This is a genomic window from Microbacterium sp. K24 (assembly GCF_004794465.1).
In the GTDB taxonomy this organism is placed as follows: domain Bacteria; phylum Actinomycetota; class Actinomycetes; order Actinomycetales; family Microbacteriaceae; genus Microbacterium.
The window spans coordinates 1-22,177 of sequence record NZ_SSDJ01000146.1 but is presented as its reverse complement, the minus strand read 5'-3'; the positions used below and the strand labels follow the sequence as shown (position 1 = coordinate 22,177).

General features: G+C 68.2%; 22 protein-coding genes. 8 read left to right on the top strand and 14 right to left on the bottom strand.

Going from position 1 to position 22,177, the window contains the following annotated elements:
* The gene (locus DW306_RS17865; RefSeq protein WP_136056934.1) at positions 1-645 is read left to right on the top strand and encodes a TetR/AcrR family transcriptional regulator; all 645 of its coding nucleotides are present in this window, start codon (positions 1-3) and stop codon (positions 643-645) included.
* 9 nt (positions 646-654) lie between these two features.
* Here the strand turns inward: DW306_RS17865 and DW306_RS17860 are convergent, their stop codons facing one another.
* The 4 genes from DW306_RS17860 to DW306_RS17845 form a co-directional block, all read right to left on the bottom strand.
* Positions 655-1,092, bottom strand: coding sequence for a VOC family protein (locus tag DW306_RS17860; protein WP_136056933.1), 438 nt, complete (start codon positions 1,090-1,092; stop codon positions 655-657).
* Positions 1,093-1,136: 44 nt separating this feature from the next.
* Positions 1,137-1,460, bottom strand: a complete 324-nt coding sequence (locus tag DW306_RS17855; RefSeq protein ID WP_136056932.1) for a cupin domain-containing protein — start codon at positions 1,458-1,460, stop codon at positions 1,137-1,139.
* Positions 1,461-1,528: 68 nt separating this feature from the next.
* Positions 1,529-1,879 (bottom strand): TraR/DksA C4-type zinc finger protein, encoded by a 351-nt coding sequence (locus DW306_RS17850; RefSeq protein ID WP_136056931.1) that lies wholly within the window; start codon positions 1,877-1,879, stop codon positions 1,529-1,531.
* A 50-nt stretch (positions 1,880-1,929) separates the two neighbouring features.
* Positions 1,930-4,554 (bottom strand): MMPL family transporter, encoded by a 2,625-nt coding sequence (locus DW306_RS17845; protein WP_136056999.1) that lies wholly within the window; start codon positions 4,552-4,554, stop codon positions 1,930-1,932.
* Positions 4,555-4,622: 68 nt separating this feature from the next.
* Between DW306_RS17845 and DW306_RS17840 the strand changes: the two genes are divergently transcribed.
* Positions 4,623-5,219: a TetR/AcrR family transcriptional regulator gene (locus DW306_RS17840; RefSeq protein ID WP_136056930.1), complete on the top strand. Its 597-nt coding sequence runs from the start codon at positions 4,623-4,625 to the stop codon at positions 5,217-5,219.
* A gap of 197 nt (positions 5,220-5,416) precedes the next feature.
* Here the strand turns inward: DW306_RS17840 and DW306_RS17835 are convergent, their stop codons facing one another.
* From DW306_RS17835 to purL, 3 genes are all read right to left on the bottom strand, one after another.
* Positions 5,417-6,133, bottom strand: a complete 717-nt coding sequence (locus DW306_RS17835; RefSeq protein WP_136056929.1) for a DUF2786 domain-containing protein — start codon at positions 6,131-6,133, stop codon at positions 5,417-5,419.
* Between the two features lie 220 nt (positions 6,134-6,353).
* Positions 6,354-6,500, bottom strand: coding sequence for a hypothetical protein (locus DW306_RS21390; RefSeq protein ID WP_168429370.1), 147 nt, complete (start codon positions 6,498-6,500; stop codon positions 6,354-6,356).
* A gap of 14 nt (positions 6,501-6,514) precedes the next feature.
* Positions 6,515-8,851 carry a phosphoribosylformylglycinamidine synthase subunit PurL gene (gene purL / locus DW306_RS17830; RefSeq protein WP_136056928.1) on the bottom strand — a complete coding sequence of 779 codons (2,337 nt, stop codon included), beginning with the start codon at positions 8,849-8,851 and terminating at the stop codon, positions 6,515-6,517.
* A gap of 118 nt (positions 8,852-8,969) precedes the next feature.
* Here purL and DW306_RS21385 point away from each other — a divergent pair, with 118 nt between their 5' ends.
* A complete protein-coding gene (locus DW306_RS21385; RefSeq protein WP_168429369.1) occupies positions 8,970-9,125 on the top strand; it encodes a hypothetical protein in 156 nt (51 codons plus the stop codon).
* A gap of 2 nt (positions 9,126-9,127) precedes the next feature.
* On the opposite strand, the gene DW306_RS17825 is transcribed toward DW306_RS21385, so the two are convergent.
* The 5 genes from DW306_RS17825 to DW306_RS17805 form a co-directional block, all read right to left on the bottom strand.
* Positions 9,128-9,322, bottom strand: coding sequence for a PIN domain-containing protein (locus DW306_RS17825; protein ID WP_136056927.1), 195 nt, complete (start codon positions 9,320-9,322; stop codon positions 9,128-9,130).
* Positions 9,323-9,647: 325 nt separating this feature from the next.
* Positions 9,648-11,882: a S8 family peptidase gene (locus DW306_RS17820; protein ID WP_136056926.1), complete on the bottom strand. Its 2,235-nt coding sequence runs from the start codon at positions 11,880-11,882 to the stop codon at positions 9,648-9,650.
* A 138-nt stretch (positions 11,883-12,020) separates the two neighbouring features.
* The gene (locus DW306_RS17815; protein WP_168429368.1) at positions 12,021-12,989 is read right to left on the bottom strand and encodes an ATP-binding protein; all 969 of its coding nucleotides are present in this window, start codon (positions 12,987-12,989) and stop codon (positions 12,021-12,023) included.
* 108 nt (positions 12,990-13,097) lie between these two features.
* The gene (locus tag DW306_RS17810) at positions 13,098-14,054 is read right to left on the bottom strand and encodes a WYL domain-containing protein (protein WP_136056924.1); all 957 of its coding nucleotides are present in this window, start codon (positions 14,052-14,054) and stop codon (positions 13,098-13,100) included.
* Positions 14,055-14,093: 39 nt separating this feature from the next.
* Positions 14,094-15,215 carry an epoxide hydrolase family protein gene (locus DW306_RS17805; RefSeq protein WP_136056923.1) on the bottom strand — a complete coding sequence of 374 codons (1,122 nt, stop codon included), beginning with the start codon at positions 15,213-15,215 and terminating at the stop codon, positions 14,094-14,096.
* Between the two features lie 105 nt (positions 15,216-15,320).
* On the opposite strand from DW306_RS17805, the gene DW306_RS17800 reads away from it, so the two are divergent.
* The 5 genes from DW306_RS17800 to DW306_RS17780 all read left to right on the top strand — a co-directional run bounded on the left by DW306_RS17800 (position 15,321) and on the right by DW306_RS17780 (position 20,204).
* Positions 15,321-15,587: a peptide methionine sulfoxide reductase gene (locus DW306_RS17800; protein WP_240747261.1), complete on the top strand. Its 267-nt coding sequence runs from the start codon at positions 15,321-15,323 to the stop codon at positions 15,585-15,587.
* Positions 15,588-15,665: 78 nt separating this feature from the next.
* On the top strand, positions 15,666-16,124 hold the full coding sequence (locus DW306_RS17795; RefSeq protein WP_136056922.1) for a VOC family protein: 459 nt from the start codon (positions 15,666-15,668) through the stop codon (positions 16,122-16,124).
* A gap of 196 nt (positions 16,125-16,320) precedes the next feature.
* Positions 16,321-17,445: a Zn-dependent alcohol dehydrogenase gene (locus tag DW306_RS17790; RefSeq protein WP_136056921.1), complete on the top strand. Its 1,125-nt coding sequence runs from the start codon at positions 16,321-16,323 to the stop codon at positions 17,443-17,445.
* Positions 17,446-17,486: 41 nt separating this feature from the next.
* Positions 17,487-18,851, top strand: a complete 1,365-nt coding sequence (locus DW306_RS17785) for an NAD-dependent succinate-semialdehyde dehydrogenase (RefSeq protein ID WP_136056920.1) — start codon at positions 17,487-17,489, stop codon at positions 18,849-18,851.
* Between the two features lie 141 nt (positions 18,852-18,992).
* Entirely contained in the window at positions 18,993-20,204 is a 1,212-nt protein-coding gene (locus tag DW306_RS17780; RefSeq protein ID WP_136056919.1) for an MFS transporter, read from the top strand.
* Here DW306_RS17780 and DW306_RS17775 read toward each other — a convergent pair whose 3' ends face one another.
* On the bottom strand, positions 20,205-20,933 hold the full coding sequence (locus tag DW306_RS17775) for an SGNH/GDSL hydrolase family protein (RefSeq protein WP_136056918.1): 729 nt from the start codon (positions 20,931-20,933) through the stop codon (positions 20,205-20,207).
* Entirely contained in the window at positions 20,930-22,123 is a 1,194-nt protein-coding gene (locus tag DW306_RS17770; protein ID WP_240747260.1) for a DUF4185 domain-containing protein, read from the bottom strand. The genes DW306_RS17775 and DW306_RS17770 overlap by 4 nt, the downstream gene beginning before the upstream one ends.
* Between the last annotated feature and the right edge of the window lie 54 nt (positions 22,124-22,177).

The window sequence follows — 22,177 nt, the reverse complement described above, 5'->3', positions numbered from 1 at the left end:
GTGACGTCTCCGACGGCGGATGCCGGGGCACCGGATGCCGGGGCGGCGGCGGTGCGCCGCCGTCCCGGTCGCCCGCGCGACGAGGAGATCGACGGCCAGATCGTCGAGGCGACGCTGGAGGTCATCGACTCGGGCGAAGAGGTGACCGTCTCGCGGGTGGTCGCTCGCAGCGGGGTGAGTCGTGCCGCGCTGTATCGGAGGTGGCCGTCGCTCACCACTCTCATCGCAGCGGCGCTCGACGTCGGGCGTGAGGTGCCGCCGGAGTACCCTGCGGATGCCGACCTGCACGAGATCCTGCTCACCGGGCTGGGGCTCGGCGCCGATGCGGTGGCGCCGTCGGCACCCGGGTACTCCGAGGAGCGGTTCCGGCAGCGGATCCGCCTCGTCATGTCGGACCGGGCGCTGCAGAAGGCGTACTGGGAGTCGCACGTGTCGCGACGACGGGTGCCTCTGCAGAACGCCCTGCGCGCCGGCATCGCCCGCGGCGAGCTGCGTGAGGACGTCGACGTCGAGGCATGCTTCGATGCGATCGCGGGGGCGGCGTACTACCAGCTGGTGGTGCGCGGCGATCGGATCAGCGACCCGGCCGTCGCCGCACGCCTGCGGGCCGCGATCGAGGTGATCTGGCGCGGGATGGTCGCGTGAGGACGGTGATCAGCTCTTCGTCAGGTCTTGCGCGAACATCACGAGGATGCCGCTCGGTCCGCGGAGGTAGGTGAGCTTGTAGATGTCCTGATAGTTCGCGACCCCGCGGAGCGGGTGGAATCCGTGCCGCGCGGCGATCGCCAGCGACTCGTCGATGTCGTCGACGGCGAAGGCGATGCGGTGCATGCCGATCTCGTTCGGGAGCGTCGGCTCGGTCTCGATCGCGTCGGGGTGGATGTACTCGAAGAGCTCGATCTGCCCCTGACCGTCGGGCGTCTGCAGCACGGCGATCTTGGCGTGGTTGCCGTCGAGGCCGACCGCCGTGTCGGCCCATTCGCCGCTGACCTCGTCGCGTCCGAGCACGGTGAGACCGAGGTCGGTGAAGAACGAGATGGTCGCTTCGAGGTCGCGCACGGCGATGCCGATGTTCTCAAGTCTGATGGTCATGGGGGGATGCTACTCGCCTCCCCCGACGTCGGGTTCGGCCGCGCCTACTCCAGCCATTCGGTGACGAAGCGGTCGCTCGCGTGCACGTGCGTGGCCTCGTAGGTGCCGCCGTCGAGCACCTCGAAGCGGTGCGAGACGAGCGACGGCACGACGAGGATCTGGCCTCCGACGCCGACGACCTGTTCGTCGCCGACCGTGAACAGCGCGCGGCCGTGATGGATCACGAAGGTCTCGGCGTACGGATGCCGGTGCAGCCGCGGCCCTCTCCCCGGAGTCGTGATGTACTCACGCATGATGCTCACCGGAGAGCCGAGCAGGTACCCCTCGATGTCTTCGTCGCGGCTGACGTCTCGCGGTTGGATGGTCATGGTGCCTCCGATTCTCGCCACCAGGGTACGCCGCCCGGATTCAGCGTCCGAGCACCGCCGACCGAGCTTCAGCGACCGAGCTTCTCGGCGCAGGCGACGCAGTACTCGGCGAACGGGCGCACTTCGAGGCGCTCCGGCGGGATGGGTCGTCCGCAGTTCGCGCAGATGCCGTAGGTGCCGGCGTCCATTCGGGCCAGCGCCTCGTCGACCTGCCGGAGTTCGGATGCCGCGGCCTCGGCGAGACCGGTCAGCCGCGACCACTCCGACGACAGGGTGACGCCTTCGGGGTCGTGCTCGTCGTCGTCGTTCGAGCCTTCGCGGTCGTGAGTGAGCTCGGCCAGCGCGGCGGACGTGGACGCGACACGTGCTGTTGCCTGCGCGCGCAGCTCTTCCAGCAGCGCGCGCAGGTCGGTGGTCATGTGCCCACTTTAGGCAGGGGGTGCGACAGGCGGCCCCGAAGCGGCGAGCCTCAGTGCTTGAGATCCCGACGCAGCAGCGGTCGGTCGATGGTCTCGACATCGGAGGCCGACGAGGCGTCTCCGGCAGAGGCGTCTCCAGCGGGGGAGTCGCCGGCAGCGGAGTCGCCGGTCGGGATCGCGACGGCCTTCATGCCCGGATGATCGCGCTCGAGTGCGGCACCCTCCATGTCGACGTTCGGGAGGAGACGGTCGAGCCAGCGCGGAAGCCACCAGGCGGAGCGTCCGAGCAGGTGCATGAGCGACGGCATGAGCAGCATCCGCACCACGAACGCGTCGAGCAGCACGCCGAACGCGAGGCCGAACCCGATCGAGCGGATGATCGTCGACTCCGAGAAGATGAACCCGCCGAAGACCGACACCATGATGAGTGCCGCGGCGATGACGACCGAACGGCCGGCACGGAAGCCCTGCGCGACGGCATCCTTCGCCGAGGCGCCGTGCACGTACGCCTCGCGCATCCCGGACGCGAGGAACAGCTGGTAGTCCATCGCGAGGCCGAACAGGATGCCGACGAGGATCACCGGCAGGAAGCTCAGGATGGGCCCGGTGCTGTGCAGGCCGATGAGGTCGGCGCCCCAGCCGAACTGGAACACGGCGACGATCAGACCGTACGTCGCGAAGAGGGAGAGCACGAACCCTCCAGTCGCGATCAGCGGCACCAGCAGCGAGCGGAACACGACGATCATGATCAGCAGCGACAGTCCGACCACGACGGTCAGGTAGAGGGGCAGCACTCCGGCCAGCGCTTCGGAGATGTCGATGTTGGTCGCGGCCTGGCCGGCGACGCCCACCACGATCCCATCGCCGATCGCGGGCATCGAGCGGAGGTCCTGCACGAGTCGCTCGGTGGATGCGCTGTTGGGACCCTCGGCGGGGAGCACCTGGAACGCGAGGAGCGTGTTGTCGTCGGATGCCGCGATCGGGGCGACCGCGACGACGTCGTCCTGATCGGCGATCGCCTGCGCGACGGTGACCTGGGTGGCCAGCAGATCGTCGTCGCTGATCGCCTCGTCGAGGGTCGCGGTCACGAGGAGCGGACCGTTCGCGCCCTCTCCGAACTGCTCGTCGACGGCCTGGAACGCGCGGTAGCTGGTGGAGTCGCTCGGTTCGCTCGACCCGTCGGGCAGCCCGAGCCGCATCGACATCGAGGGGACCGCGATGATCAGGAGCGCGGCGACGCTGACCACGGCGGTGACGACGGCGCGGAGCGTCGACATCCGCTTCACCGGCGTGCCGGCGGCGTGCTCCTCGCCGATCGTCCCACGGGTCTTGCGCCGCAGCAGTCGCGTGCCGACGAGTCCGAGGATCGCGGGGGCGAGGGTGATCGCCACGAGGACGGCGACGGCGACGCAGACCGCGCCGACTGTTCCCATGAGGCCGAGGAAGGGCACGCCGGTGACGTTCAGGGCGAAGAGTGCGACGATGACCGTGGTTCCGGCGAACACGACCGCCGTGCCGGAGGTGCCGGTCGCGAGGCCGATGGACTCCCGCACCGGCACGCCGGCGAGCAGTTGCTTTCGGTGGCGGTTGACGATGAACAGCGAATAGTCGATGCCGACGGCGAGCCCGAGCATCACGCCGAGCACGGGTGTGACCGAGGCCATGTCGACGACGCCCGAGAAGGCGAGGGATGCCGTGACGCCGACGCCCACGCCGACGATCGCCGTGACGATCGGGAGCGCCGCAGCGATCAGCGAGCCGAGCATCACGATGAGGACGATCGCTGCGAAGGCGAGACCGACGGCTTCTCCGATGCCGAAGATCTCGGGGACGCCCTGGGCGATGTCGGTGCCGAAGTCGACCTCGAGGCCGTCGATGGGAGCCGATGCGAAGTGGTCGATCGCGCCCTGCTTGACCTCTTCGGAGAGCTCGAGTCGGGGGTCGACGAACGAGATGTTGACGATCGCGGTCGAGTCGTCGTCCGATACGACGCCGATGCCGTCGGACAGGTCGAGGAGCGTGGAGCCGAGTTCGACCTGCGTGCTGTTGTCGTCGAGTTCGATGCGGTTGGAGTCGATCGTCGCCTGCTGCGCGTCGAGTTCGGCGAGCTGCGCATTGAGGGCGGCGAGCTGTGCGTCGAGTTCGGCCAGCTGCGCGGCACCGGCGCCGGCCTGTTCGGCCTGGGTGCGTGCCGCGGTGAGCTGAGTGAGCGCCGCGTCGAGCTGTGCCCGCCCGTCGTCGAGCTGGGTCTGGCCGGCCTCGAGCTGGGTGCGGCCGTCGGCGATCTTCGCTTCGCCGTCGGCGAGCTCCTGCGCCTGGGCGGCCTGCTGCTGCTGTGCATCGAACGGGTCGATCACGGACGCGACGCCGTCGAGGCCTTCGGCGCTCACGGCGAGTTCGGAGATGGCCTGCTTCTGCTCATCGGTGAACGCGGAGCCGTCTTCGGTCCGGTACACGACCGTGCCGGTGCCGCCGGCGGTGTCGGGCAGCTTCTCGGCGAGCTCGTCGGTCACGGCCCCGGAGGCGGTGCCGGGGATGTCGAAGCTGTTGCTCAGCGTGCCGCCCAGGGTGAGGAACGCACCGACGCCGAGCCCGAGGATCACGATCCACGAGACGATCACGGTCCATGCCCTGCGCGCAGCGAACGAACCCAGCCGGTACAGCAGCGAAGCCAATGTTTCTCCCTCGGTCGAAGTGATCATACGGTACGTCTCGTCTAGGGAACTGTGGCTATCCTGAGACGGTGAACGAGCATCGGAGCGGACCCGTTCGCAGCACCGCTGCCCGCGAGGCGATCCTCGACGCCACCGCGCGCCTGTTCCACAATCAGGGCTACGACCGCCTCACGATCGAGGGCATCGCGAAAGAGGCCGGAGTCGGCAAGCAGACCATCTATCGCTGGTGGCCGTCCCGCGGCGCGTTGATCGGGGAGTGTCTGGCGGAGGGGCGCCTGATCCCGGTCGACTTCGTGGTGCCCGACACCGGCGATCTGCGCGCCGACGTCGCCGCCTGGCTGCACACGGTCATGTCGTTGGTCGATGCGCCGGAGGGTGGCGCGCTCCTGCGCTCCCTGGTCTCCGCCGCGACGGAAGACGTCGGCGTCGGCACGCACCTCACCGAGAGTCTCGGCGTCGAAGCGCATCTGTCCGAGCGCCTTCGCGCCGGCATCCGCGACGGCCAGCTGCCCGCGGACGCGCCGGTCGATCAGATCGGCGCCGCCATCCTGGGCGCCATCATCGTGCAGTCCCTCGGCCGGAGATCGGGCGAGGCCGGAACCCTGGAGAGCCTCGTCCGCTTTCTCTTCGCTCCCGGTGGCGACGCTTCGCCCGGACGTGGGTAGTTCTCCCCATGGAGGTATCGTCACGCCCGGGCTACCTTCGTGCCCGGCGACGCTGGGGAGGGTCGCTCCATCCCACCCCCGGTCGTCGAGCGAGAAGTGTGGCCGCGAGACGCCTCCGGCTGGGGTGAGGCGCGTCGCGTCGCCATGCTCCCTCGGCGGCCGGGGTTCCCTTCTGCAGGGCGCTCCGCCGGCCCGGCTCACCGCGCAGCCCCGCTCACGGCCTCGGCCCGAGTCCCGGTCTGCGCCTGGCTGCCCGAGCGGTGGCCGTGCATGAACGCCCCGGCATCCGCTCCGTGACGGGCGCGTCCGCGTCGCGTCGTCATCCGGTCGACAGCCGCCTCCACGCGATCGCGGCGAGAGGCCAGCACGAGCGCCGTGCCGCTGCCGGCCTCGTCGACGATCGCCTGCCGGCTGTCGCGGATGCGACCGGCGGCACCGGCGGCGAATCCCCGGATGAAGCCGCTGCGCGCACGACGCCGGTCGCTCTCGCTGCACAGGCGATAGCCGTCACGATGATGCGCCCACCACGCGCGCATCGCCACCATCGCCTGGACCTCGAGGCTCGCCGTGAGCGTGCGGGCCTGCTGCACGTCGGACGTATGGCCGACGAGGTAGAGCAGGGATCCCGTGCCCTCGGCGTGGAGCGGGCACACCGTACCGAGTGCCAGGGCGACGCCGGCGCCGAGCTCACGCATGTCGCGGGAGTATGTTCCCGTGAAGAGGATGCGCTCCTGGACGATCTCTTCGCGCTCCTGCCCCAGGCGCCCGCGTCGCTCATCGATGCGCGCCTGTTCGATGCCGTACTTCACCATCAGGCGCTCGGCGTGCTCGGTGAGAGCCTCAGCCTCTTCCGGTGTGGTGCTCTCGGCCTTCGCCAGCAGCTTGGCGATCAGATCGAGTTTCGCGTCGGTCATGCCATCCCCTTTGTTCGTGGTGATTGCATGGTGCGCGGGGGCGCCTACATTCGAGGGGCGATTTTCAAGGCCTGAGGGGAAGTCTGTCTTGGCGCGTGCTGTGGAGGAGGGGTCGCCCGCGATCAAACCTCGCAGAACGACAGAAACGTCGCAGGAATCGGCCGGATTCCTGCGACGTTCGTGTCGTTCTGCGAAGTTCGTGCGTCGCCGCCGCGGCCCCTCAGCCCAGCAGGATCGTCAGCACGGTCGCCCCGCCACCGCCGAGGATCAGCGCGACGATGACCGTCCACGCGACGATCCGCAGACGGCGGCTGCGCTTCTCGCCGAGGTCGCCGTAGTCGTCGTCGGGCCTGCTCAGTTCACTCATGCGCTTCGTCTCGCTCAGCGACCGGCGTCTGCCGGCTCCGTGACGGTGGGTCCGAAGTACGACGGCAGGGTGGCGTTCGAGCGCTCGCGCAGCTCGTCGACCGTGACGGTGAAGACGTCCTGCACCTCGAGCTGCGGCTCGCTGTCGGTCACGCCGATGCGGATCACCGGGTAGTCGCGGCCCTCGCACAGGCCGCGGAACTTCACGTCGTCCTCGCGCGGGACGGTCACGATGACGCGACCGGTCGACTCCGAGAACAGAGCGGATGCCGCATCGACGCCGTCGCGTTCGATGATCTCGTTCAGCCACACGCGGGCGCCGACACCGAAGCGGGACACGCCCTCGGCGAGGGCCTGACCGAGGCCGCCCTCGGAGAGGTCGTGCGCCGAGGAGATCAGCCACTCGTCACGGGCGGCCGAGAGCAGACCCGCGAGGCGCTTCTCGCCCGCCAGGTCGACCTTCGGGGGCCGTCCGCCGAGGTGCTGGTGCACGACCTCGGCCCACGCCGAACCCGAGAGCTCGGTCGAGGTGGTGCCGAGCAGGTAGATGTTCTGGCCGATGTCCTGCCAGCCCGACGGGATGCGGCGCGAGACGTCGTCGATGATGCCGAGCACGCCCACGAGCGGGGTCGGGTGGATCGGCACGTCGCCGGTCTGGTTGTAGAACGAGACGTTGCCGCCGGTGACCGGGGTGCCGAGCTCGTAGCATCCGTCGGCCAGGCCGTCGACCGTCTGGCCGAACTGCCACATGACCTCGGGGTTCTCGGGAGAGCCGAAGTTCAGGCAGTCGGTGATGGCGGTCGGCACGGCGCCCGTGACGGCGACGTTGCGGTACGCCTCGGCCAGGGCGATCTGCGCACCCGCGTACGGGTCGAGCTGGCTGTACCGGCCGTTCGCGTCGGTCGAGATCGCGAAGCCGAGGCCGGACTCCTCGTCGACGCGGATCATACCGGCGTCGTCGGGGAAGCTCAGCGCGGTGTTGCCGAGCACGTAGTAGTCGTACTGGTTCGTGATCCAGCTCGTGTCGGCCAGGTTCGGCGAAGCGACCAGATCGAGGAACTGCTGACGCAGGACCTCGGGCTCCGACGAGCGCGGCAGGTTCTCCGCGGCATCCGCCTGCAGTGCGTCGATCCACGACGGGTACGCGACCGGACGGTCGTAGACCGGGCCGTCGACCGCGACCGTCGACGGGTCGACGTCGACGATGCGCTCGCCCTGCCAGTCGATGACGAGGCGTCCGTCACCGGTGACCTCGCCGAGCACGGAGGTCTCGACCTCCCACTTGTTCACGACCTCCATGAAGGCGTCGAGCTTCTCGGGGGCGACGATCGCCATCATGCGCTCCTGCGACTCCGACATGAGGATCTCCTCTGCCGTGAGCGTGGGGTCGCGCAGGAGCACGTTGTCGAGCGAGACCTTCATGCCGCTGTTGCCGTTGGCCGCCAGCTCGCTGGTCGCGCAGGAGATGCCGGCGGCACCGAGGTCCTGGATCGCCTCGACGAGCTCGCCGCGGTACAGCTCGAGGCAGCACTCGATGAGCACCTTCTCGGCGAAGGGGTCGCCGACCTGCACGGCGGGGCGCTTGGTCGGGCCGGTGGAATCGAAGGAATCGGATGCCAGGATGCTCGCGCCGCCGATGCCGTCGCCGCCCGTGCGGGCGCCGAAGAGCACGACCTTGTTGCCGACGCCGGTCGCGTTGGCGAGCTTGAGGTCTTCGTGGCGGAGCACGCCCACTGCGAGCGCGTTCACGAGCGGGTTGGCCTGGTAGACGGCGTCGAACACGGTCTCGCCGCCGATGTTCGGCAGGCCGAGGCAGTTTCCGTAGAAGCTGATGCCGCTGGTCACGCCGTGCACGACGCGGGCGGTGTCGGGGTGGTCGATCGCGCCGAAGCGCAGGGCATCCATGACCGCGACCGGGCGGGCGCCCATCGAGATGATGTCGCGGACGATGCCGCCGACGCCCGTCGCCGCGCCCTGGAAGGGCTCGATGAACGACGGGTGGTTGTGCGACTCGGCCTTGAAGGTGACGGCCCAGCCCTCACCGACGTCGATGACGCCCGCGTTCTGGCCCATGCCGACCATGAGGCGTTCCTTCATCTCGTCGGAGACCTTCTGGCCGAAGCGGCGCAGGTAGTTCTTCGACGACTTGTAGGAGCAGTGCTCGGACCACATGACGGAGTACATCGCCAGCTCGCCCGAGGTGGGGCGGCGGCCGAGGATCTCCTTGATGCGCGCGTACTCGTCGTCCTTGAGTCCGAGGGCGCCGTACGGCTGCTCCTTCTCGGGCGTCGCGGTCGCGTTCTCGACCGAGTCGGGGACGTGCTTGTGGACAGGTGCAGGGGCGGTGGTCACGCGCACTCCAAAGGAAGGGGCCGGCGGGGCGGTTCCAGTCTACCGGCGGTCGCGTTCGGCCGGATTCGGGGAGGGTGGTACCTGCTCGGCCTCGACTCAGGTCCGCCGCCGGCAGGCCATGCTGTGCCGCCACGGCGGCGAACTCGCGATCGAACGGGAGGATGCCGCTGACCACATCACCGAGTTTCAGAGCGGTCGCGAGGTGGAGGGCATCCAGCGCACTCAGGCCGCTGTGCAGGTCGACGGCGCGGGTCCCCCTGTCACCGTCGAGTGAGATCAGCGCGAGACCCTGAGAGGCTCTTCCACGGCATCGCGGTCGATCGGTCGCCGGTCCAGGGCGGCGTGGAGCTCGATGGCGAGAAGCTGTGACGAGACGAGTTCCGAGCCGTCTGCGAAGGCGCCTCGGACCACGTCGGTTCCTTCTTCGTCGATGAGGGCCTTACCGGCCGCTGAGGTGTCGAAATAGATCACACGCGGTCCGCACGGAAATCGTCGAGGATCTCGGCGGTCGACAGGGTGTCGGAAATCGGCGAGTGAGTGAGAGCCCCGGCCCTGGTGGGCAACTTCACGCGATCGCCGGCGATCATGCGTTTCCAAGCTGTGGCCGCTGGAGGCGACAGCTCGGCGGTCGGTCGCCCGCGGTCCGTCACCGCAAGATGCTCGCCAGCTACGACCGCGCCAGCACGCGCGCAGTCTGCTGATTGAGTTCAGTCCTCGTCACAGTCTCCATATCTAGATGCCGCGACGTCGGTACTAGATCTACTAGATCACTCGACCAGGCAGGCGGCTCAGCGACCTACACCCGAGCGCGGGATCTTGCCTGTACCGAGACAGTTTGAGTTACCGCGATCGACAGGTCGAGTTCGGTCCTCGCCTCATCGAACAACGAGACCGCGAGTGCGTAGGATTGCGTCTCGTAGTCCGGGCGCTCGCGGAACCAAGTGCGAGTCTTATGTGTGACTACGACGAAGTAGGCGTCTCCGTCGTCAGGATCCAGCACCGTTGGAGTCCAGTCCTTCACCTGAAGGGTGGACTCGCGATGGGCAGTATGCGGCGGCTTGAACTTGGTGAGGCGACGCCGGTCGTTGTAAAGCGGCTGCGGGTCGTCAGGGTCTTGCTGGCGCAGTCTCTCTTCGAGTGCCTCAATACTCACTGCGCGGTAAGCATCCGTCACCATCGTGGCGGCGGTGTACTCGCGTCTTGTACGTCGGACCGGCGGATCGAAGGCGAGCGCAATCCGAATCGTTCGCGAACTACTCCGCGGTAGCGAGAATCCTCGCGGGATCGGAACGGGGTGAATTACGGAAGTGTCGACGGCGAGGTCGCCTTGGAAGGTCATCGTGACGCGCTGGGGCCCGCTCGCGACCGCGTCTTGATGCCGAACGATGCCAAAGCCGTAGCGGGCATGGCGTATTCCGTGGTCAAGGGCGTTTGCGCCAATTGGTAGGGTCGCCGACGACGCCAGCAAGGCGCGGATGAGATTAGCTGAGGCATCGGGGTACTCATACAAGACAGCCGCGGCGGATCGTGAGACAGACGGGGCTGCGAAGCTCGTCCCATGCCCCATCCGGAACAGTCCACCAGCGGGGTTCGTGGCAGGACCCAGCACGCCAGTGCCTTGATCCCGAACGTTGGCCATGTCCGTATCATCAATGATGACGTTCCCGGCGGGCGCCACGAAATCTGGTTTGTTGATTCTTGAGGTGAGACGGCCGTGCCCAGGGCCCGTTCGACTGAACGGGGAGATGTGACCCACCGGCGCAACCGCGCGGTCGCCGAGCCTTGGGGGGAACCTTGGAGCGGGAGCGGCGCTGATCGCGATTCCGCCGACGGTGAGGAGGTTCGCCGCATTCGCTGGCTGTGCCAGCCTGCTGCTCACGTCGTGCAGGTGGTCTGGGTAGTCGTGCCTGACATGCTGACCGTTAGCCAAGATTCCGTTGTATGGGATTGAGATGTTGCCAGCAGCGACAACCACCACGATGTCCAGCTCGCGAGCGAGCTCGTCCAGCATTTCGGAGAACTCGCCAACGTGCGACGCGCCGAAGTCGCGGTCGAACCCGAAGCTGAGGTTGAAGACACGCACGTTTTGCTCGGAATGCAGCTTTCGAATCGAATCGGCTACCAATTGACCCGGCAGAAACTCTGGAGGGAACTGGGTCGCGTCAACGGTGCCGCTGATCGGTTCGAGGACTCGTATTGCCTCAACGCGACCCTCCACACGAATGACGGCACCTCGGATTAGGTCACCGGCGAGGTCCGGCGCCAGCGCTATACCCGCCACCATCGTCCCGTGTGGGCCCGGCGGTTCCCACGATCGGGGCAAGCTGACCGGCGTTGGATGGATAGTCACCCGTCCCGCGAGAGCGGGGTGCGCGACCGAGGGGAGATCGTCGAGTACTCCAATCGGCGCGGAATCCGTGTGAACGAAGGAGAAATTGTCGGCATCGGCTTCCCGCCAGTCGCTCGGATCAATGTATGGCACGGGTGGAGTGCGCGCACTTTCGATCACGTAGAGGTCCAAGAGCTGGAGAAGCACCGACGCATCGATGGCTACGCGGGCAATGGTGAACCGAGGAAGCACGGACCGCGCGGTAATCTCACCATGAAGCTCGTTGACTCGAAGTTCGAGGAGTGACAAGCGGTGACGGGCCTCGTCCATGTCGTTAGACGGCCAGATAGTGACGTCCACGACTACGGCCCCCGATGCAGGCAATTCGTCGATACCGGGTCCGCTGCGATCGTCCCGCCCATACAGGTCGATCGAGTCGATCTTGTTATAGAGCGTTTTCAAAGGCCCGGAACCACCCTCGACGTCGTCGCCCTGACCGTAACGGTCGAGTGCCTCAGCGAAAGACCTACCGCCATCTTCGGCCAGTACGAAGTACGTTGCCTGGTCGTCGGTACCGAGGACCTCAAGCTCGCGGAGGCTGAGTATCTGATCGTCTGGGAACCCCGCTTCAGACCTGATCTTGAAGACGAATCGGGCGTCTACGCCGTCGGTCGCCGCTTGGCGCGTTCGAACGACGGGCATCGACGCGAGTTGATCGCGCAACTTCCGTCCGTGTTGCCTCGGATTCCGTGAGGGTGTCTGCCCATAACCCGGCGAGACGCGTCTAGATGAAAGCTCGCGACGGGGAGGGAGGATCGGATGACTCGCCACCTGGCATTCTTACCATGGCCGATGTTTGATTTGTCGGAGCAGCTCCGCAACTCGATTCTCGGTGACCATGCCTTTGAGTAATTGCTCGCGCCGGACATCCAGGATGAAGCGCTCCACGGCGGCGTGCGGCAATCCGCGCAACTGAGACGCGGCCGTATCCACAGTGAAGGGTTTTGCGGACATGTTTCGCGCTCGTAGCCGCAGAAGCCGCCGTATAGCATGCACGCTTGGAAGACTAAATTCAGCGATATGGTCGAATCGCCGCCAGAGGGCGAAATCAAGTATGCCGGGGTAGTTGGTGATCGCGACCAAAATGCTCGGCCCTGAGTACTGATCGAGGAACTGCAAGAAAGACGACACGACGCGCTTCATCTCGCCATGCTCCGATGAGTCATCTCGCATCCGGCCCAATGCGTCGAACTCATCGAACACGAGAACCATGCGGTGGCTCTGCGCAAACTCAAACACGCGACGTAAGTTCGTTGCGGTTTCGCCGAGGTATGAAGAAACGACGGTATCGACACTCACGAGTCCAAGGGGCCACCCCAGGGCGGTGGCCAGTCCTTCGGCGGCGCTGGTCTTGCCCGTACCCGCTGGGCCGGTGAATAGGAGTTTTTGTCGCCTCGGAAGGCCAGCGCTGTCGGTCTCCTCCCAATGGGCCGTCTCGAGCGATGTCTCTTCAAGAGTGGTGAGGACGGCTGGTTCGAGTACGAGATCGCCGAGTTCGACCTCGGGAACCCGGACATCGATGAGATCCCATTCATTGTCACGGGACTTGGGAGACGGCGGCAGGGTGAAGAGCTCGTCCGACGCCCGTGGGGCCCCGTTGATGGCCAGCAGGGCCCGAAGATCTCGCGCGATCGCGAAATGGTGGCGAGCCTCTTCTTCCTCGATAATCTCGTTCACTGCTCGACGAAAGGCCAACTCGTCACGCGCTTGGAACGCGCGCACGACGTCCTTCAACTGTCGTCCTGCCATACTTTCGATCATATCCGCGGTATCGGACGTTCCGCGTAGGCGACAAACGGCATTTGGTCGCCGCGATTGCAAAGCGGTAGTCCACGATGGCAAACATCCGAGGACGTTTCAGAAGGGGAGGTCGCGGGTCGCTCCGGCCAAGCGCCCGGCCAACGCTCCCGCCGCCGCCCGCAGCTCCTCCGGCCCCACGATCTCGAACGGCGCATCGAACCGTGCGACCGAGGCGACCACCCCGACCCACGACCACGCGCCCACCGTGATCCTGCACGACTCGGCATCGATCTCCTCGAGCGTGCCGTCGCCGATGAAGGGCGCGACCGCGCGCGACGGCATCCGGATGATCACCTCGCCGACGCACGGCCAGCGGTCCTCGGAGACGGAACCCTTCGACCGTGCCGCGAGGTAGGTCGTAGCATCCGCTGCCGGCAGCTCGCGCGGCGTGAACGAAGGACCGGTCGGGATGCGGGGGCGCAGCCGGTCCAACCGGAAGATGCGCCAGTCGTCGGCCTCCAGGTCCCAGGCGATCAGGTACCACCGCCCCTCGCGGGCGACGATCGCGTGCGGCTCCGTCCGACGGGCGGGTGGATCACTCGCGCTGCCGTAGTCGAAGCGCAGCATCCGCTTCTCCCGCACGGCGGCGCTCACCGCCTCGAGCACCGCCGGATCGACCCGGGTCGCGTTCTCCGTTCCCGAGAAGCGGATGCCGTCGACCCGGTGCCGCAACCGGGACGGCATCACCTGCCGCACGGTCGCGAGCGCCCGTGCCGCCGCCTCATCCAGGTCGACGCCGCTCGACGGCACGCTCTGCAGCGCGACGGCGATCGCCACGGCCTGGTCGTCGTCGAACAGCAGCGGCGGAAGCTCCGACCCAGCCGCGAGCCGGTAGCCGCCGTCGGGTCCCTTGACCGCGCCGATCCGGTACCCGAGCTCGCGCAGGCGGTCGACGTCGCGGCGTACCGTGCGGGGACTGACGTCCAGCCGCTCGGCGAGCACGTGGCCCGGCCAGTCCCGCGGCGTCTGCAGCAGCGACAGCAGCGCGAGCATGCGCGCGGAGCTTCCGGTCATGCCCTCATTGTGGCCCGAGAAGAGGACGGATACTGACCTCTACGGGAGCGAACGGAGGAACGCGTCGATGTCGCCTGCGAGCAGTTCCGTCTCCTCGTGCGGAGCGAAGTGCCCGCCGCGCGGCATGACGGTGTACCGCACCACGTTGTACGTGCGTTCGGCCCAGCTCCGCGGCGGGTGGGTCAGATCGGCGGGGAAGATCGCGACCGCTGTCGGCACCTCGACGCGGGTCACCCGCGGGGTCCGTCCTGATGCGTACTCGTAGTACGGGCGGAACGACGTGGATATGGAATTCGTGAACCAGTAGAGCGAGGCGAGGGTGAGGAGATAGTCGTCGGAGAACCTCCGCGACACGTCACCTCCGCAGTCGCTCCATGCACGATGCTTCTCGAGGATCCACGACAGGAGCCCGACCGGAGAGTCCGCGAGCGCGGGCGCGAGGGTGAGCGGCCGTGTCTGCTGCTGGTGCTGATACGCCCCCTCACTCGCCGACCAGGATGCGACGTCGTCGAGGTAGGCCCGCTCCTCTTCGGTAATGGTGTCCTCGTCGAACTCCTGCGGCGAGGCGACCGCGAGGAGGTGCACGCCCGCGACGGCCTCGGGATGCGCCTCTGCCAGCCGTGAGGTGATGCCGGCGCCGAGGTCGCCCCCGTGCGCGGCGTAGCGCGCGAATCCCAGCTCGTCGGTCATCAGCCGGTGCCACAGCTCGTGCGTGTGCTCTCGCAGGGTGGGCCGCTGCGGTGAGAACGGGAAGCCGGGAAGAGCAGGGATGATGACGGTCGAGGCCGCCGGCGTGCTGTCGTCGGGCGGTGTCGCGATGAGGCGGCGGGCGAGGTCCACGAGTTCCAGCGCGGAGCTGGGCCAGCCGTTCGTGAGCACGATCGGCAGACCGCCCGGGCGCTCGGCGTCGAAGCGGAGATAGCTGAGGGGCGTCCCGTCGATCGTGGCGCTCGCCCACGGCAGGGCACGGATGCTGCGCGCGCTCGCCGCCCAATCGAAACCGTCAACCCAGTAGGCGGCCAGGCGCCGCAACTCGGACGCGCTCGTGCCCGCCTGCCAGTCGTCCACCGGCCAGTCGGGGGCCCAGCGCGTCTGCCGCACACGGTCGCGGAGCGCGTCGACCTCGCGCGGAGAATCGGAGAGTTCGTACGGCGCGGTCATGCTCGCCCTCCGGTCGGCAGGCCCACTCGAGATGAGATGCACGATGCTGTCATGTGAGCCTCCCGGATCCGATCCGGGTCGAGCCTAGTGAACGTCGAGGACATCATGGACCGGAGAACAGCATCGGAGAGCCTGTCGGCTCTGGTCGAGCGTGTGCCCGAGGGGTGGACGCGCGTGACCTACGAAGGGCGGCCGTACGGGCTGTCTCGCACCACGCGGCTCGGCGGGCGGGTCATCACGATCACTGCCGAAGAGTTGGGCGGCACCGACCTCGTCAGCGCGAACGTGTACCGCACCTCGAACGCCGATCATCTGCGGGCGTGCGAGATGCCCGATGCGAAGGTGCTCGCGTTTCTGCACGGGTGGAAGTAGCGGACCGAATCTGACCTCTACCCCTGTGATCGTTGATTCCGGCGGCGCTTCCAGCCGTCAGGAATCAGGGAGAACAGCATGACCATCACGACCACGACCCACCTCAACTTCCGCGGCACCGCACGGCAGGCGCTCGAGTTCTACCAGTCCGTCTTCGGCGGCGAGGTCACGATCGCCACCTACGGGGACTTCGGCATGCCGGCCGGCGTCCCCGGCGCCGACAAGGTCGTCTTCGGGCAGATCGCGAGCCCGTCCGGCATCCGTCTGATGGCGTACGACATCCCCGGGACGGATGAGGCGGATGCCGCCGCCACCGCCGGATCGACCCGACGCGAGAACGGCGCCACGATCACCGACCGCACGTTCTTCCAGTCGCTGCAGGCGGAGTCGCTCGACGAGCTCGCCCGCTACTGGACGCGCCTCGCCGAGGGTGCCGAGGTCGTCGAGCCGCTGGCGGCCTCGGCCTGGTCCGCCGGCTTCGGCATGCTCACCGACCGCTTCGGCGTGACCTGGGTGGCCGACGTGCAGGCGGGCTGACGCGCGGGGCGTATCCGAGCCATAGGGAGAGCCGATGGAAGACAACGGGAGTACCACGCTTGTCCTCTGTCAGGCGCCTCCCTAGGCTCGGCTCTCACGGGCGACGACTGCCTGACGGTCTGATCGCAGGGGCGTCCGACCGACCCGGTCGATCAGCCCGCTCCGTCCCAACGAGAGACAGCGAGATGACGCCACCATGAGAGCAGTCGTCCTGAGAGACAGCGCCACCCCGATCAGCGTCGAAGACGTGCAGCTGCAGGCGCCGGGACCGAACGAGGTCGAGGTCACGATCGCGGCCGCGGGGGTCTGCCACTCCGACCTGCACGTGCGGAAGGGGGACTGGGACCTGCCGCTCCCGCTCGTCCTCGGCCACGAGGGCAGCGGCACGATCTCCGCGGTCGGCGAGGGCGTCACCGACCTCGCCGTCGGAGACCACGTGGTGCTCTCGTGGGTCGCGCCGTGCGGCGAGTGCCGCAACTGTCTGCTGGGCCGCGAGGTGCGCTGCGAGGTCGCGGCCGGGATCGTCGCCCTCGGCGGCACCCTCAACGACGGCACCTCCCGTCTCCGCATCGGCGACGAGACCATCCATCACTATCTCGGCACCTCTGCTTTCGCTGAACGCGCCGTCGTTCCGGCATCCGGGGCTATCAAGGTGCGCGACGACGCTCCGCTCGAGGCGATCTCGATCATCGGCTGCGCCATCGCGACCGGTGTCGGAGCGGTCGTCAACTCGGCGCAGGTGCCGGCCGGAGCCACCGTCGCCGTGATCGGGTGCGGCGGCGTCGGCCTCTCGATCGTGCAGGGCGCCCGCCTGGCCGGGGCCGCGCAGATCATCGCGGTCGACGTGCGCGACGACAAGCTCGCTCTCGCGCGACGCATGGGCGCGACCGACACGATCCTGGTCGCGTCGGGAACCGATGTCGTGGCCGAGATCCGACGGCTGAGCTCCGACGGCGTCGACTACGCGTTCGACGCGATCGGCAAGGGGGCGGTCACCGACCAGTGCATCCGCAGCCTCGCGATCGGAGGAAGCGCTGTCGTCGTCGGCATCCCGCCGGCCGGTTCGCAGGTGTCGTTCGAACCGCAGACGCTCGTCGACCTGGACCAGCGGATCATCGGCTCCAACTACGGCGGCATCAAGCCCTCGCGCGACATCCCCTGGCTGGTCGACCAGTACATGGAGGGCAACCTGCTCGTCGACGAGATGATCAGCGCGCATCGACCGCTGGAGGAGGCAGAGGCGAGCCTCGACCTGCTCGCGTCGGGCGACGCCCTCCGGCAGCTCCTCATCCCCGGGCTGCGCCCCTCCGGCGCGGCGTGACCAGAGACCTCCCACCGAACGACGAAAGCAGGCATCACGACATGGCCGTTTACTCCGTGACCGATCCCTCGACGGGAACCGAGCTCCGCACCTACGACGAGATCACCGACGCGCAGGTCGGAGAGGCGGTGGCAGCCGCGGATGCCGCATTCCGCGGCTGGTCCCGCACGAGCACGGTCGGTGAGCGTGCCGCACTGCTCCGCGAGGTCGCACGACTGCACCGTGAGCGCCGCGAGGAGCTCGCGCGGCTGATCGTCAGCGAGATGGGCAAGGTCCTCGAGGGCGCACTCGGCGAGGTCGACTTCGCGGCCGACATCATCGAGTACTACGCCGACAACGCCGAGGAGATCCTCCGCGACCAGCAGCTCGCGATCCAGGGAGACGGCACGGCCGTCATCCGTCGTTCCGCTCTCGGGCCGCTTCTCGGGATCATGCCGTGGAACTTCCCGTACTACCAGGTCGCCCGCTTCGCCGCACCGAACCTGCTCATCGGCAATCCGATCCTCCTGAAGCACGCCCGACAGTGCCCCGAGTCGGCGGCGGCGATCGAGCAGATCTTCCACGACGCGGGCTTCCCCGCCGGCGCCTACACCAACCTCTACATCTCGAACGATCAGGCCGCCGACATCATCGCGGACCCGCGGGTGCAGGGCGTCTCGCTGACGGGATCCGAGCGTGCGGGATCGAGTGTCGCCGAGGTCGCCGGCCGGCATCTCAAGAAGGTGGTGCTCGAGCTCGGCGGATCCGACCCGTTCATCCTGCTCTCGACCACCGACCTCGATGCCGCCGTGCAGTCGGCGGTCGATGCCCGCCTCGACAACAGCGGACAGTCGTGCAACGGCGCGAAGCGCTTCATCATCGCCGACGACCTGTACGAGGAGTTCCTCGCGAAGTTCGTGGCCGGGATGGGGGCGCATGCGGCGGTCGAGCCGCTCGCCGACGACGCCGTCCTCGGCCCGCTCTCGTCGGAGGGAGCGGCAGAGGCGCTGGAGAAGCAGGTCGCGACGGCCATCGCCGACGGCGCCACGGTCGCGCTCGGCGGCGGTCGTCGCGGCGCGTTCTTCGAGCCGACGGTCCTGACCGGCGTCACCGAGGACATGGCGGCGTGGGGCGAGGAGTTCTTCGGCCCGGTCGCCGCGGTCTACCGGGCTGCTGACGAGGCGGATGCCGTGCGCATCGCGAACGGCACCGGATTCGGCCTCGGGTCGTACCTGTTCACGACCGATCCCGCGCAGGCGGAGCGGGTGGCCGACCTCATCGAGGCGGGCATGGTCTACGTCAACCTCGTGCTCGCCGACAGCCCCGAGCTGCCGTTCGGCGGTGTCAAGCGCAGCGGTATCGGGCGCGAGCTCGGCTTCCTCGGCGCGGATGAGTTCGTGAACAAGAAGCTGATCCGCAAGGCCTGAGTGCCGTCCGACGATGCCGGCCCCGACGAGTTCGGGGCCGGCATCGTCGTGTCCGGCTTACTCTCCATTGGTGCAACTTACGGGTTGCACGTCTTTCGTAACTGTGCAACTCTGGAGTTGCACATAACCGGAGGAGAGATCATGACCACGACGACCCGAACCCGTGTCCGTCCCGCCGCCGTCCTGACGGTGCTGTTCGCCGGAGCCTTCGTGATGGGCTGCGCCGAGATGCTGGTCGTCGGGATGATCGACCTCATCGCCGACGACCTGTCCGTGTCGCTCGCGGCGGCCGGTGCGCTCGTCACCGCGAACGCGCTCGGCCTCGCGCTCGGCGGACCGCTGCTCACCTTCCTCACCACGCGCTTCGACCGGCGCCACGTGCTGCTGGCCACGGCATCCGTCTTCCTGGTCGCGAACCTGCTGCCCGCGCTCGTCGCGGACTACCCGGTGTTCCTCGTCGCGCGTGTCGTGATCGGCGCGGCCCAGGGACTGTTCATCGCGGCCGCCATGGTCACGGCGACGTCGATCGTTCCGCCCGAACGCACCGGCCGCGCGATGTCGGTCGTGATCTCGGGCTTCGCGACGGCGAGCGCGCTCGGGCTTCCGCTGGGGACGCTGATCGGCCAGGCGGTCGGCTGGCGCGGATCCTTCGTCGCCGTGGTGGGCGGCGCCGCGGTCGTGCTCGTGCTGCTCGTCTTCGTGCTGCCGTCGGTCCCGACGGACGCCGGCAGCGGCGCCCTCGGCCAGGCCCGACATGCGTTCGCCCCGCGCGTGCTCGCCGTGTTGAGCGTGAGCTTCCTCACCTTCGCGGCGATGCTGGCGGCCATCACCTATCTCGTGCCGTTCCTCGACCAGGTCACCGGCCTGAGCGGACCGCTCGTCACCCTGTACCTGCTCGTCTACGGTGTCTCGACCACGGTCGGCTCCGCACTCGGCGGACGGTTCGCCGATGCGAACGCCGCCCGGATGCTGATCATCGGCGCCATCGGCGTGCTCATCTCGCTCGGCATCCTGCTCGCGTTCGGCGGGAACGCCTGGGTCGCCGGGTTCGCCGTGCTCGGCATCGGGATGCTGGGGATGGGGACGGCGCCCTCGATCCAGCACCGGGTCGTGAGCCTGGCAGGCCCTGGCGCTCCGCTGGCCGCGTCGCTGCCGGCATCCGCCGTGAACGCCGGCATCGCGTGCGGATCACTGGCCGGCGGCATCGCGCTCGATCAGCGCGGCGTCGGCTTCGCGGTCTTCACCGGTATGGGTATCGCCGTGCTCGCGATCGCCGTGGCGTGGGCCACGAGCTTCCTGAAGGCCCCCCGGTACGGGCGTGAGGAGTCGTTCACGCCGGACTCGCGCATGTGATCAGTGCGGCGGCCAGGACGGATGCCGCGCCACGGCGACCTGGGCCGACAGGGCCGTCAGCACGCGGGAACCGGGGGCGTCGAGGCCCAGACCCTCGGCCAGACCGAGCGCCAGGAGGGCGTGACCTGCGGCGCCGGGGTGGAACGCGTCATCGAGCAGGCCCCACGGCATCCGCTCGTTCCCCGGGCCCGTGCCCACCGAGAACTCCTCGAAGCGGGCGTGCTGATCGACGAGGATCACGCCCTCCCGCTCGGCCGCGTCGCGGATCGCCTGCGCGAACTCTCCGATCCGCGCCCGGTCCGGCGCATGCAGCAGGTCGACGGTCGGCGGGGTCTGCAGCACGGGGATCGCGCCGAGCGCTCGCACCCGCCGCGCGAACTCCGTGATCGAAGCCGCGAACGCCGCCACCTCGATCGGAGGGTCGAGCCACTCGGTCGTGCAGTCGTTCGTGCCGATCATGAGCGTGACGACATCCGGGCGCCAGACGGCCACGCGACGCTCGAAGTCGTCGAGGATCAGGTCGGCCCGCCACCCCGTGACGGCGGTGTTGATCACGGCATCCTGCACGCGCCCCAGGTCGCCGCGGATCAGCTCGTGCAGGTGATCGACGTAGTTGCGCGCGCCGCGAGTGTGGATGAGCCCGTGCGTGATCGAGTCGCCGGTCAGCACCCACGTGACCGGCGCTCCGGAGGCCAGCAGCCCCCGGAGCACCGAGCGGTCATCGCTCAATGCCCCACCGTCAGCTGCACGTCGACGAACCGCGGGCGGTAGATCGAGGCGTCGTCGTAGACATCGCCGACGTTGTCGAAGGTGTTCACGTTGTACGACACGAGGATCCGGTTGCCCTGACGCAGGTTCGGGTGCTCGTGCGCGTTGTAGGTGAAGACGTCGGGGTCGCCGTACGAGCCCGCGGCACCCGTCTCGGGCGTGCGGTACAGCTCGACCGGCTCGGTGAACGGACCCGTGGGCGAGCACGACGTGCGCGCCACGATGCGCGTGCTGAACAGCTCAGACGTGTCCTGCGTCACGAGCAGGTAGCCGTCTCTGAACTTCGCGACGCTGAACTCGTTCGCCACGTACGGCACGACCGGCACGGCATCCGCTTCGGCCGCCGACCAGCCGGAGCCGTTCCAGAACGTCCACGCCCCGGCGATGCCGTCGCGTCCCTCCACCTTCGCGACGTACCCGGAGCGCACACCGCCAGGGTCGGCGACGCCGTAGATGTACGTCGTGCGGCCCTCCTCGAGCGTCCACGAACCCCAGTTGATGCCGGTCGCCGAGGGCGAGTCGGTGATCGATTCGAGCTGCAGGGTGTCGCCGTCGAGGGTGGCGAGGCGGTTCGCCACCCACTGGAAGTCGAAGCTGCCGGTGCCGGTGCGCTCGAACTGCAGCAGCGGCACCTGCACGTCGCCGTGCTTCGCGGGCGTCGGATCGCCGATCCAGTACCAGCTGCCGTCGGCCTCGGGCGGGATGATGCCAGCCGGAGCCTCGGGAGTGCCGCCGGTGATCGTCGTCAGGCCGCCGCGGCGATCCTGCACGACCACGGAGTTGTTCACGAACGGCGAGTCGGTCGGACGCGAGCCGTCGGAGTTCACCGTGCCGAGGAACGTGTCCGAGAAGAACCACCCGGTCTCGCCCTTGCCGAGCGGCAGCGAATACGTGCTGTCGCCGCCGGTCCACGCGCCGCCGGTGTTGCCGTAGGTCGTGAAGGTGTCGGTCAGCCCTTGATTCACGGATGCCGTCGCCGTGAGCGTTTTGTCGACCAGCGAGCAGTGGCCGGGCCCGCCGCCGTGTCCGCCGCCGTGTCCGCCGCCCTGTCCGCCGCCCATGGGGACGGATGCTGTCGCCGGCGCGGCAGCGAGGAGGGCGGCAGCCACTCCGGCGGCGGCCAGCCCTGCGGTGATTGTCCTTCTTCTCATCTCGATCACTCCTTCGTGTTCGTGTGTCCGGCTTTCGAATCGCGCAACTGGTCG